The sequence below is a fragment of the Nocardioides sp. LHD-245 genome (genome assembly GCF_030929495.1).
Classification (GTDB): Bacteria; Actinomycetota; Actinomycetes; order Propionibacteriales; family Nocardioidaceae; genus Nocardioides.
Window position 1 is genome coordinate 187,609 of record NZ_JAVFWN010000007.1, and the last position, 12,338, is coordinate 199,946.

7 protein-coding genes are annotated in these 12,338 nt (G+C 72.1%); 3 read left to right on the top strand and 4 right to left on the bottom strand.

All coding sequences use genetic code 11. The features are described from left to right. Positions 1-113: 113 nt before the first annotated feature. Entirely contained in the window at positions 114-479 is a 366-nt protein-coding gene (locus tag RB608_RS13040) for a DsrE family protein (protein ID WP_308088376.1), read from the top strand. Here RB608_RS13040 and RB608_RS13045 read toward each other — a convergent pair. Continuing rightward, positions 473-1,432 (bottom strand): 2-hydroxyacid dehydrogenase, encoded by a 960-nt coding sequence (locus tag RB608_RS13045; RefSeq protein WP_308088378.1) that lies wholly within the window; start codon positions 1,430-1,432, stop codon positions 473-475. The genes RB608_RS13040 and RB608_RS13045 overlap by 7 nt on opposite strands. Positions 1,433-1,515: 83 nt before the next feature. Between RB608_RS13045 and RB608_RS13050 the strand changes: the two genes are divergently transcribed. Next, on the top strand, positions 1,516-4,365 hold the full coding sequence (locus tag RB608_RS13050; protein WP_308088379.1) for an AAA family ATPase: 2,850 nt from the start codon (positions 1,516-1,518) through the stop codon (positions 4,363-4,365). Here the strand turns inward: RB608_RS13050 and RB608_RS13055 are convergent. Then, positions 4,350-8,780 (bottom strand): hypothetical protein, encoded by a 4,431-nt coding sequence (locus RB608_RS13055; RefSeq protein WP_308088380.1) that lies wholly within the window; start codon positions 8,778-8,780, stop codon positions 4,350-4,352. The two genes, RB608_RS13050 and RB608_RS13055, sit on opposite strands and share 16 nt — an antisense overlap. Before the next feature lie 162 nt (positions 8,781-8,942). After that, positions 8,943-10,319 carry an FAD-dependent oxidoreductase gene (locus RB608_RS13060; protein WP_308088381.1) on the bottom strand — a complete coding sequence of 459 codons (1,377 nt, stop codon included), beginning with the start codon at positions 10,317-10,319 and terminating at the stop codon, positions 8,943-8,945. A gap of 76 nt (positions 10,320-10,395) precedes the next feature. On the opposite strand from RB608_RS13060, the gene RB608_RS13065 reads away from it, so the two are divergent. Then, a complete protein-coding gene (locus RB608_RS13065) occupies positions 10,396-11,316 on the top strand; it encodes a LysR family transcriptional regulator (protein WP_308088383.1) in 921 nt (306 codons plus the stop codon). 73 nt (positions 11,317-11,389) lie between these two features. On the opposite strand, the gene RB608_RS13070 is transcribed toward RB608_RS13065, so the two are convergent. Beyond that, positions 11,390-12,286, bottom strand: a complete 897-nt coding sequence (locus tag RB608_RS13070; RefSeq protein WP_308088384.1) for a phenylalanine 4-monooxygenase — start codon at positions 12,284-12,286, stop codon at positions 11,390-11,392. Positions 12,287-12,338: the final 52 nt, after the last annotated feature.

Consider the following 12,338-nt stretch of genomic DNA (forward strand, 5'->3'; position numbering starts at 1 on the left):
TCGCGGCCTGCAGGCGGGCGCGGATGCGTGTCGGCACCGATGCCCGCAGGTGCTCGCGGTTCCTAGCGTCGGGTCATCGGCGAACACCCGCCGTGCCGACGAAGGAGACGACGATGTCGAACAAGGCAGTGGTCAGCCTGGCCACCGGGATGGAGGACCCCGAGCGGGTCACGGTGGCGTTCCTGGTCGCGCTCGGCGCGGCCGAGCAGGGGCGCCCGACCCTGATGTTCCTGACTAAGGAGGCGGTCCGGCTCGCCGTGCCCGGCGTCGCGGTCGGTCGCTCCTGCGAGGGCTGCCCGTCGCTGCCCGAGCTGCTGGAGCGCTTCCTCGCGGCCGGCGGCACCTATCTGGTCTGTCCGCTGTGCTTCAACGCGAAGGCGCTCGACCCGGAGCGCCTGATCAAGGGCGCGGAGATCGGCGGCACGATCCCGATGTGGCAGTGGATCGGCGACGAGGGCGCGACGTCCTTCAGCTACTGAGCCAGCTCCGGGATCGGCGTGCGCAGGGTGCCGTCGGCGAGCCAGGAGGCGAGGTTGTCGAGGGTGAGCGCGCGCATCGCCGCCCGGGTGGGGTGGGTGCCGGACGCGAGGTGGGGGAGCAGGACGACGTTGTCCATCGTGGTCAGCTCCGCGGGCACCCGCGGCTCGTCGGCGTAGACGTCGAGACCGGCGCCGCCCAGGCGGCCGTCGCGGAGTGCGGCGACGAGGGCCGGTTCGTCGACGACGGAGCCGCGGGCGATGTTGATCAGCACCCCGGTCGGGCCGAGGGCGTCGAGGACCTCGCCGTCGATCAGTGCGGCGGTACCCGCGCCGCCGGGCACGACCGCGACCAGGCTGTCGACGCCCGCCGCGAGCTCGACGGGCGAGGCGGCGTAGTCGTAGGGGACGTCCGCCAGTCGGTGCCGGTTGTGATAGCTCACCGTGCAGCCGAAGGCCTCGAGCCGGGTGGCGACGGCCTGGCCGATCCGGCCCAGGCCGAGGATGCCCACCCGGCTGCCCGCGACCTGGTCGGTGAGCGGGAAGCTGCCGTCCAGCCACCTGCCGTCGCGGACGAAGCGGTCGGCGGCGACCACCTGGCGTCGTACGGCGAGCAGCAGGGCGAGGGCGGTTTCGGCGACCGCGTCGTCGAGGACGTCGGGGGTGTTGCTCACCGCGATGCCACGGTCCAGGGCCGCGGGGATGTCGATGTTGTCGTAGCCGACGCCGTGGTTGGCGATCACGCCCAGCCGGGGGAGGGCGGCGATCAGGTCGGCGTCCACGGGGCTGACGTTGCTGCAGACGATGCCGACGATGTCGGCGCCGTGCTCGGCGAGGAACGCGGCCCGGGCGGCGGGGGCGGCGGGTAGGTCGAGCGCGGCGTACCGCTCGCCGACGGCGTCGTGCAGCTGTGGACTGATCGGTGGGACGCGGAGCACGGTGCCGGTGTGGGTCACGCACGGCAATCTACGAGGCGCCGCCCGCACGGCGCACGCCCGGTCGGTTGTGCGCGGGTCCCGGGGTCGGCGATCCTGTCGGGGTGGACGAGGAGCTCGGGATCCTGGAGCGGTCTCGAGAGTTGGACGTCATCGAGGCACTCGTCGTCGATGCCGCGGCCGGACGCGGCTCGGCGCTGTTCATCGCCGGTCCGCCCGGGATCGGTAAGTCGGCGTTGCTGCATGAGACGGTCGTGGCCGGCCGGGCCGCCGGGCTGCGGGTCCTGTCGGTGCGACTGCAGGAGCTGGACGGCGCGGTTCCCTTCGGGGTGGTTCGGGATCTGTTGGCGCCAGAGCTCGCCGGCGCTGATCCGGTCGGCGACACCCCGCTGATCCGCCAGGCGCTCGATGTGCTGGGCCACGCATGGCCGGTGGCGTCGGACAGCGACCGGAACGCGCCGATCTCGGTCGCCAGCGCGCGCCACGCCCTGTACTGGCTGGTCGCGGCGCTGGCCGACCGTACCCCGCTCCTGCTGGCCGTCGACGACGTCCACTGGGCCGACCCGGCGTCACTGGGATTCCTCCTGCATCTGGCCCGGCGGATCGACGGCCTTCCGGTGGCGCTCGCCACTGCGACGCGGCGGGGCGACGTCGGTGGCGCCGCGGAGCTGGCCGCCGGGCTGGGTTCGCCGGACCGTGTCCTGCTGCCGCGCCCGCTGAGCGCCGAGGCCACGGCGGTGCTGGTCCGCGCCGAGTTCGGAGCGCCGGACGTGCCCGGGCTCGCCGCGACGCTGCATGCGTGCACGGCCGGCAACCCGCTGGCCCTGCACGCGTCGTTGGCGGCGCTGCGCGACACGGGGGCCGCACCGGAGACGTTCTCGCCGGAGCTGGTACGGCGGTTGGGGGCGGACGCGCTGGGCAGCCGGGTCCGGCGGTGGCTGGATGCCGTGAGCCCCGCCGCCCGGGAGTGTGCCGAGGCGCTCGCGGTGGTCGGCGACATCGGCGGACCGGCGGCGATCGGCAGCCTGATCGGCGTGTCCGCCGCGAGCGCTCGGCGGGCGATCGACGAACTGGTGGCCGCCGAGCTGCTCAGGTCCGAGGAATGGGGCACGTTCGCGCAGCCGCTGATCCGCTCGGCGATCAGCGACGCGATAGCGGGCCCGGACCGTGACCGGCTCGGTCGGCGGGCCGCAGCGATCCTCGCCGAGCGGTCCGACCCCGTCGCGGCCGCTGGACACCTGATGGCGGTGCGTCCGGCGGCCGACCCCTGGGTGGTCGAGACCCTGGAGCGCGCGGCCAGGATCTCGGCGGACCGGGGCGCACCGGACGTCGCCATCACGCTGTTGCGCCGAGCGGTGGCGGAACCTGCGCCGCGCGGGCGACGCGTGCGGATCTGGGCGGCCCTGGGCCGTGCGCAGCTGGCGGCCGGCGACCCGAACGCCGTGGACAGCCTTCGCCGGGCGATCCACGATGCCGGCGCGCCTCGCGAACGTGCCGTGATCGCCCGTGATCTCGCCCAGGCGCTGGTCAACGACGTCCGTCTGAGCGAGGCCGTCGACGTCCTGCGGCGGGCCGCGGTCGAGCTGCGGGCAGTCGCCGAGGTGGAGACCGACCGTGCGCTGGTGGACGAGATCGAGACACGCCGCCTGATGTTCAGCACGTGGGACCCGGTCCAGCGTGCATCGGTGCGCGAGTTGCTGGCGGCGGAGTCGGATCGGCCGGTACGACAGGGTGCCTTCGCGCAGCGCATGAGCCTGATGATCCGGGCCTTCGAGTCGATCGCCGCATGTCGTCCCGCAGACGAGGGGGCGACCCTGGTCGAGCAGGCGTTGGCCGACGGGTCGTTGTCTCGTGACGCTCCGAGCGTGGCGCTGATGGCGGTGCCGCTGCTAGGTGCATGCGGTCGCGTCGGCCAGGCTCGCCGCCATGTGGAGTTGGCGATCGTCCGGGCCCAGGAGGACGGCGTGCTCCCGGAGCTGCGGGCGAGCATCGGGCTGCGCGGCCAGCTCGCGATGTTGGAGGGCGACGTGCTGGTGGCCGAGACGGACGGGTGCGCCATGCAGGAGCTCATCGAAGAGGGTGAGCTCGGCGCGCCGTACCTCCTCGGCTTCCTCACCGAGGCGCTGCTGGCCCAGGGTCGTGTCGACGAGGCCGAGGCCCACCTGCGACAGGCGGGCCTGATGGTCGGCCCGCTGCCGGACCTGACCCCCCTCAACACGATCCTTCTCGCGCGCGGTCGGGTGCGGGTGGCGCAGGGTGAGCTGTACGCCGGCCTGGAGGATCTGTTGTGCTGCGGCGAGCGGCAGGAGCGGGCGGGCCAGACCAACCCGGCGCTCAACCCGTGGCGTGCGGCGGCGGTCGAGGTGCTGGCCAGGCTGGGGCGCCACCAGGAGGCCGTCGAGCTCGCCGAGGAGGACCTGGACCTGGCCGGGCGCTTCGGGGCCGACCACGTCGTCGGCGCCGCACTGCTCAGCCGGGCCGGTGCCGGGGGCGAGATCGGGGACGTCGTGCTGCTCGAGGAGGCCCGCACACTGCTCACGCGGTCGTTCGCGCGCCTGACGCTCGCCCGGACGTACTTCGAGCTGGGCCGGGCCCGGCTGGCGCGCGGCGAGGGGAGAGACGCACGCACGGAGCTCACCCGTGCGCTCGGGTTGGCCCGCCAGCTCAGTGCCACGCACCTGGCGGCCCGCGCGACCGAGGCGCTCGTCGCCGCGGGAGGTCGACCGCGTCCCGCGCCCACCCGTGCGGCGGAGGCCTTGACCCCCGCCGAGCGGCGGGTGGCGGAGCTGGCGGCGACCGGGGCTCGCAACAGAGAGATCGCCCAGGCCCTGTTCGTGACCGAGAAGACGGTCGAGACCCACCTACGCCACTCGTTCCGCAAGCTCGGCCTGAGCTCGCGCGCCCAACTGCCCGCGGCCCTCGCGGGCCCGCCGGCAGCTCAGTCGGCCGTGTAGGAGACCAGGAGCTTGGACTCCACCTTGTTGTCGCCGCCGGTGCTGCAGCCGAAGTTACGGGTGATGTTCATCAGCGTGGTCCCCGCGGTCAGGTCGGTGCCCCTGATCGTGCCAGAGTGGTCCTCGTACTGCGGATTGGGATAGACCGTGCTGCAGTCGACGTCGTCGCCCTCGTACTCCCGCAGGAAGCCGGTCAGCGAGAACGACTCCAGCTCGATGTCGCTGGTGCTGACACTGCCGACGACGATCTCGTTGTCCAGTCCCGCCACCCGGTAGCCGCTCTGGAAGTTGATCCGTCGCGGGGACCAGCGACACACGCCGTCGTACAGGTCGTTGCCGTCGCAGTCCCGGAGATCGATACCGAACGGACCACCTGTCCAACTCGTGAAGGGCATGTGCTCCGGTGCGCCGCAGCCGGTCTGGTGCTCGCACCACAGCTGCCCGTTCGGCTTCCGCACCCCGATGGCGAACTCGAAGTCGCCGGCACTGCTGCCGCCGTCGCCGTCCTCCTCGATCTCGAGGCCGTTGAAGTTGACCCGGACTCTCAGATCCGGCACCAGGGGGCGTCGCCCGCCCAGACGCACCTCGCTGTAGTCGGAGCGGTTGTCGCCGTCGGTGTTGAAGTTGCCGGGATTGGTGCCGGCCACGGCCTCGTCGCCGTCGACGAGCTGGTCCAGATCCTGGTCCGCGTCGTTCGGACTCGTGAACGCCTCGTAGGGAGCCTCGCCGAGCACCCGGATGATCAGCCGTCCACCGCCGCGCCCGGCCTCGGCACCGTCGGACCGCTTGTCGTCGTCGCTGTCGGCGTCGAGCGGATCGGTCACCACGACGCCGAGGTCGCGCAGGGTGAAGCCCCGCGCCTCCTCGAAGTCGCTCAGCCCGTCGCCGTCGGTGTCGACGGAGCGGGGGTGGGTGCCGAGGCTCCGCTCCTCCCCGTCGTTCAGGCCGTCGCCGTCGGTGTCGGCGACATCGCGCTCGCTGGTGACCGAGACCGTGCTGGTCGCGCCGTCGGCGCAGACCGAGTCGCAGGTCCCGCCCGTGCTGACGCCTCGCGTGACCACGTCGTAGCCGATCCCCTCGAGCGCGTTGACCACGCCGTCCTGGTCGCTGTCACCGAAGTTCTCGAAGTCGGCTACCCGGGGATCGCCGCCGACGGTCTCCTCGACGCCGTCGGAGGCGGTGTCGCGGTCGCTGTCGAAGTGCTCCGGACTGGTCGCCTGCAGCTCGGTCATCTGGCCCGGGGTGGCCGGCGGGCTGACCAGCGGCAGCCGCCGCTCGGTCAGCTCGTAGTCGTCGGTGAGGCCGTCGGCGTCGGTGTCGGCGCTGGTGGGGTCCGTGATCGGGTCCGACAGGGCCCACCCGATCAGGGGATCCTCCAATCCCGTGGTCTCGCGCCTCGGCGCGCGGCCGGTGCCGATCACGATGAGACCGGAGTCGTCTCGCTCGACGGCCGCGGGCGCCTCATCGTCGTCGGTGAGACGGTCGTTGTCGGTGTCCTCGCTCGTGCACCGCGACTGCACGTTGCGGGACCCACGCTGCGACTCGACCTTCCAGCCGACCAGGACCTCGAACCGGTCGTCCAGGCCGTCACCGTCGGTGTCGGTGCTGTCGGCGATGCCGTCGGCGTCGCTGTCGGTCGGGCTGTCCACACAGCCGTGGACGCTCTCCAGCAGCGCCGGGAGCCGGTCCTGGTCCGTGTCGGCGAGGAAGGCCAGGGTGATGCTCTGGCCGGCGTCCATGATGAGCGAGTCCAACGTCAGGGACTGGTCGATGCCGGTCGGCGTGATGATCTCCCACTGCTTCGCGACGCCCGGCTCCATGCCGGTGCGCCGGACCCGGAAGATCCGGTCGCCACCGTCGTCGCGCCGGATCACCGAGTAGCTGCCGTCGATCTCGGCCTGCGTCAACGACGCGGTCGGGTGCGCGGTCTCGTCGTACTCCTCGAGTCCGATCGCCGCCAACGCCTCGCGCAGGGTGATGCCGAGGCTGTTGCCGTCGGGGTCGAAGACGGCGCGCCGGTCGCCCTCGTCCACCACGCCGTCTGCGTTGGTGTCGACGAGACGCCCGGTGCCGGTGGCGACGCGGCGCTTCTCGGTCAGGTCGCCGACACCGTCGTCGTCGGCATCGAAACCGCCGTAGTCGATCGTCAGCGCAGCCGTACGGTCGTTGATGTCCTGGGACGTGTAGGCGAAGTTGCGGCCGAGCTCGTCGGTGGTGTCGTAGTTGCTGAACTTGAACACCAACCCGCGCGGGTTGCGCATCAGGTCGTCGACCAGCGTCGGGAAGACCTGGGTGCTCTCGAAGATCACCGGGCCCCGCTCGGGGACCAGCGGACCGAGGTTGAACTCGGACGCAGAGCCCTGAATGGGCAGCAGCGTCGCCACCGGAGTGAGCTTGGCAGGGTTCTGCGGATCCTGGATCAGGGCGACCACCTGCAGGTTGCGGATGGTGAAGGCGATGTCACCGGCGGTCTTCAGGGTCACCGCTGTCTGGACCGAGGCACCGTGCACCTCCCGGGTCCGATCCGCCGAGTCGGCCTTCTCCACCTCCGAGGTCAGCGTCTTCGCCCGCTCCTGCTCGGTCTCCTGCTTGGAGGTCTCAGTGAAGGAGGCGAGGAAGGTCGAGTTGAAGCTCTGTTCGGAGGTGGTGCTGAAGGTCGCCTCCGCCGACGGGCCGCTGTCGTAGCCGATGGTGAAGGAGGCCGTCTGGGACAGCTTGGTGCCGGCCTCCAACGTGCGGGAGTCGGTGCTGGCGAACTCCTTGCTGTCGGTCTGGGTCAGTGTCGTGCTGACCTCCTCGGTGTCGACCTGCTTGCTCTCGGTGCCGGTTCGGTCGATGAAGCGAACGTCCAGGTCCAGGCGCATCTCGCCGATCTCCAGGGCGGGCTGGGGAAGGTCGGAGACGCGTGGTCTGCGGGTGGCCAGGCTCGTCTCGGTGCCGTCGTCGATCTGGTCGCCGTCCGTGTCGGCGAGGATCGCCGACGTGCGGAAGAAGCTCATCTCCAACCCGTCGGTCAGGCTGTCTCCGTCCGTGTCCTGACCGGTCGGGTCGGAGTAGGTCTCGTTGAACTCGACGTCGTCGGTGAGCCCGTCGTCGTCGGTGTCGGAGTCGCGGGGATCGGTGCCCAGCGACTTCTCCGCCGCGTCGCCCAGACCGTCGCCGTCGGTGTCGGCGGAGTCGAGCACGTCGTCGCCGTCCAGATCGTGCTCGGGTCGGGGAGCCGCACAGTCAGCGTCGACGGTGCCGGGATTGCTGGTTACAACTCGGGTGTGGGCCTGGCCGTTGCCGAGCTCGACGTGGATCTGGTAGCCGCGCAGCTCCTCGGCGTCGGTCAGGCCGTCGCAATCGGAGTCCACGAGCCCGCTCGCGCTGGCGGGGGTGCCCCGGAACACCGCGGAGGTGGGGTCGATCGGTCCGCCGAGAGAGCCGGAGCGCTCGGCGAGTGCCAGGCCGGTGAGGTCGACGACATCGCCGACGCGGACCCGGTAGTCGACCTCGCTCTGCGCGCCGGTCGTCAGCTCCACGCTCTGCCGGCTGCCGTCAGTGAAGCGCGCGGCACTGACCGGCACGCCGCCGGTGCTGCCCGGCTCCAGGACGACCTCGTAGCCGCCGGGACGCACCGCACTGTCGCCCATCGGCTTGCTGAACTGGACGACGACGGTGCGGTTGCCGGTCGAGGATGCGCTCGTCACGGCAGGACGGAGGGCGTTGACCGCGATGGTCCCGGTCACCGACGCGGTGCGGTGCGCCGGGTCGATCGGCTCGCCGCCCGCGTCCAGGACGTCGGTGGACAGGGTGATCCGGTAGGGCACGGCGTAGAGCGGGTCCGTGCTCAACAGGACCCGGTCGAACCCGGGCAGCAGGGCGGCGCCGGTGACGTTGAGCGAGGGGCTGGAGCCGTACGCCGCGACCGCGCCAGCACTCTCTCCCATCGGCCGGTTGAACGTCAGCAGCACCTGATCGGTGCCCTGGAGCTCGGCGGAGACGAGTCGCGGTGTGGAGTTGCTCTCCGCGACCCGGACGGTGCAGGCCTGGAGACCGGCCAGCGCATCCGCCGACCGGGTGCCGGCCGTGGTCATCGCGACCCGGGCCTGCACGAGCCGGCCCCTGGCTGCGCGGCGCTTCCTCTGCGCCGACTTGAGCCGCTTCGTGGCCTTCTTGACGGCGGGGCCGGACGCGCCCGGATGCACCTTCGCGGTCGTCAGTCGAGCCCTGGCCTGCCGAACCTTCTTCTTCTTGGCCTTGAGCCTGCTCCTCCGCTCCTCGACCGCCTGCTGGGCCTGGGTGAGAGCGACGCCGGCCGCGGCGAGCTCGGCCTCCTCCGTCCCGCAGGTGGCAGGCGCGGCCGCGCGCCTGGTCCCGACGTCACCACCCGACCCGCCGCCACCGACCAGGCCACTGGCCACCGCGGTCACGCCGAGCAACAGCGTAACCGCGACGACCGCGGACAACAGGGAGACCGGACGAGGGTGCATGCGCGGCAAGAGGGAGATCACGAGAACCGCCTCGTGTGGGGGAGCAGAGGTACCGTGACTGTAGGGAACAGAGCGCTCCGCCACTCCCGTCAGAAGAAGACGTCAGGGGAAACTTGAGGGGTTGATCTGCGTCGGCGCGACGGGCCGGACCCGGCCGGCCGCCAGCATCTCGGCGCGGGTAGCGACCTTCACCCGGGCCCGGCCCTCTGCCTCGCCCAGCGCGACCTCGTGGGCGTCGATCCGCTCCCAGGCGGTGTGGGGGACGACCGCGACGTCGCGCTCGGCGAAGTAGGCGTCGACGTCCTCCGGGCGACGCGCCGTGGCGGTCGGCGTCGTCTCGGCGAGCAGCTGGCCGACGGTCTCGGCGGCGTCGCTCTTGGTGTGGCCGATCAGGCCGACCGGCCCGCGCTTGATCCAGCCGGTGACGTAGGTGCCGGGGATCGGGTCGCCGTCGAGGTCGAGGACCCGGCCGCCGTCGTTCGGGATCACGGCCGCGCGGTCGTCGAACGGCAGGCCGGGCAGCGGGCTGCTGCGGTAGCCGATGGCGCGGTAGACCTGCTGCACCTCCCAGTCGGTGACCTCACCGGTGCCCTCGACCCGGCCGTCGGCGTTCGGCGAATGGGTGCGCTCGGTGCGCAACGTGGTCACCCGGCCCGCCTCGTCCGTGACGATCTCCACGGGTGCCTCGGCGAAGTGCAGATGGATCCGGTGCGGCTTGCCGACGGGGTCGGCGCCGACCCAGCTGGTCAGCGTGTTGAGCACCATCTTCTGCGACTTGTGCTCGGCGATGTGCGCCATGCCGTGCTCGTCGACGTCGAATCCCTCGGGGTGCACGATCACCTCGACGTTGGGGGAGTGGTTGAGCTCGCGCAGCTCCAGGGGCGAGAACTTCGCGTACGCCGGGCCGCGGCGGGCGAACACGTGCACGTCGGTGATGGTCTTGGCCTTCAGGCCGGCGTGGACGTGCGCGGGGATGTCGGTCACGAGCATCTCGTCGCCCGTCTTGGCGAGCACGCGGGCGACGTCGAGGGCGACGTTGCCGACGCCGAGGACGGCGACGCTGGTCGCCTGGAGGGGCCACTCCTGGGGGACGTCCGGATGCGCGTCGTACCAGGAGACGAAGTCGGCGGCGCCGAGCGAGTGCTCTTCGCCGGCGATGCCGAGGTCGCGGTCGGCCATGGCGCCGGTGGAGATCACGACGGCGTCGTAGAACTCGCGCAGGTCCTCGAGCTTCACGTCCACGCCGTACTCCACGTTGCCGAGGAAGCGGACCTCCGGCTTCGCGATCACCCGCTGCAGGGCCTTGATGATCTCCTTGATCCGGGGGTGGTCCGGCGCGACGCCGTAGCGGACCAGGCCGAAGGGCGCGGGCAGCCGCTCGAGGATGTCGACGGAGACCGGGGTCTCGGACTTGGTGAGGATGTCGGCGGCGTAGATGCCGGCCGGGCCACCGCCCACGATCGCGACGCGAAGAGTCATGCTGGCGAGTCTGGTCGCTCGCGCGGGCTCACAGAACGAGGTTGTGGTTGGGTGCTCACAAGGTTACTTTGTGAGCATGCTCGGACCTCACGTCCCCGACCTGCGGGCGCTGGAGCTGCTGGTCGTGGTCGCCCGCACCGGCAGCCTGGGGGCTGCGGCCACCGAGCTCGGGATCAGCCAACAGGCCGCGTCCTCGCGGGTGCGGACCATGGAGGCGCTCGTCGGCGAGCCCCTGGTCGCCCGCAGCAAGCGGGGCTCCGAGCTCACGCCGACCGGTGAGCTCGTGGTCCAGTGGGCCGACCGGGTGCTCGACGCGGCCCAGGAGCTCGATGCCGGCATCGCGGCGCTGCGGGTCGACCGGCGCGGCCACCTCGACATCGCGGCCAGCCTCACCATCGCCGAGCACCTGCTGCCCGGCTGGCTGGTCGGCCTGCGGACCCACCAGGTCCAGCGCGGGCAGCAGCCGACCGAGGTCACCATGACGGCGACCAACACCGCCCGGGTCGCCGAGCTCGTGGAGGCGGGCGACGTCGTGCTCGGCTTCGTCGAAGGCCCGGAGGCGCCCCGCGGGCTGCGGCGGCGCCTGGTCGGCACCGACGAGCTCGTGGTGGTCGTCGGCCCGCAGCACCCCTGGGCGCTGCGCGCCCGCCGCCGGGTGAGCGCCGAGACGCTCGCGGCCACGCCGCTCGTCGTACGCGAGGCGGGGTCGGGGACCCGGACCGTGCTGGAGCGGGCCCTGGCCGACCGGCCGCGCGCGACGCCGGCGCTGGAGCTGTCGAGTACGGCGGCGGTGCGGGCCGCGGTCGCCGCCGGAGCCGGCCCCGCGGCGGTCGGCGCGCACGCCGTGCGCGACGACCTCCTCACCGGCCGCCTGGTGCGGGTCGCGGTGACTGGGCTCGACCTCACCCGCCGACTGCACGCCGTCTGGAAGGGCGGTCCGCACCCGCCCGAGGGTCCCGCCCGCGAGCTGGTCGCCTGGGCCGCGCGTCGTCCCTGACCCGTCGCACCGGACATACCTGTCCCCGGTCCGGTCGATGCACGACCCGGATGTCCGGTGCGACGGAGTCGGGTCAGGCGTGGGCCGGGGTGCGGGCGAGCATCTCGGCGATCGAGTCGTCGGTGCACGAGGCCCAGAAGCCGCCGACGACGTCCTCCAGCTGGGTGAAGGACTCCGCGACGTAGAGGACGTCCTGGTAGTCGGTGATGTCGTAGAGCTGGGTGCCCATGGTGGCGATCTCGAGCGGTCGGATGGTCATCCCGCGGAACGCCTCGATCTCGCCGGGCGAGGAGAGGATGCCGGCGCCGTACGCCTTGAGCTCGCCGGCCTCCCAGAGCACGCCGAACTCGAGGGTGAACCAGAAGACCTTGCTGATGAACTCCAGCGCCTCGGTGGTCCGCACCCGGCGCGAGGCCCGGCCGGCGAGCTCGTAGAGGGCGGTGAAGCGCGGGTTCGCCAGAGTGTTGCCGTGGCCGACGACCTCGTGGAGCACGTCGGGCTCGGGCGTGTAGAGCGGCACCGAGTGGTGGCGGACGTACTGGGTCGACCAGAACGCCTTGTCGGCGAGCGAGCCGTAGAACTCCCGCAGCGGGACCAGGCCGGCGGCCGGCCGGTAGCTGAACCCGGTCAGCGGCGCGAGCCACTCGCCGACCTCGGCCAGCTGGGGGATCCGGTCGATCGGCAGGCCCAGCGACTCCTTGCCGTCGAGGAACTCACGACAGCCGTACGCGCGGTGCTTGGTCACCAGCGCCTCGCTGACCACCTGCCAGACCCGGTGCTCGTCGTCGGTGTAGACCGCCGTCGGGCAGGGTTGGCCGGGACGCCAGTTGCTGGCGAGCGTGGCGAGCGCGTCGCGTCGGGCGCGGTAGGCCGGGTCGGCGAATCCGGGATGGTCGGCGCCGAGATGGACCTTGAGCGAGCCGTCCTCGTCGGCGGTCACCGGTGCGAAGTACTGGGCTTCCTCGAACATGACAGCAGTCTGTGACGTGGTCCATGCAATTGCGAGCCAAACCAGACGAATG

Bases quoted from the DNA above. Each gene is read 5' to 3' on its own strand.
- RB608_RS13040 (WP_308088376.1), top strand. From the start codon at position 114: ATGTCGAACAAGGCAGTGGTCAGCCTGGCCACCGGGATGGAGGACCCC.
- RB608_RS13060 (WP_308088381.1), bottom strand. From the start codon at position 10,319: ATGACTCTTCGCGTCGCGATCGTGGGCGGTGGCCCGGCCGGCATCTAC.
- RB608_RS13065 (WP_308088383.1), top strand. From the start codon at position 10,396: ATGCTCGGACCTCACGTCCCCGACCTGCGGGCGCTGGAGCTGCTGGTC.
- RB608_RS13070 (WP_308088384.1), bottom strand. From the start codon at position 12,286: ATGTTCGAGGAAGCCCAGTACTTCGCACCGGTGACCGCCGACGAGGAC.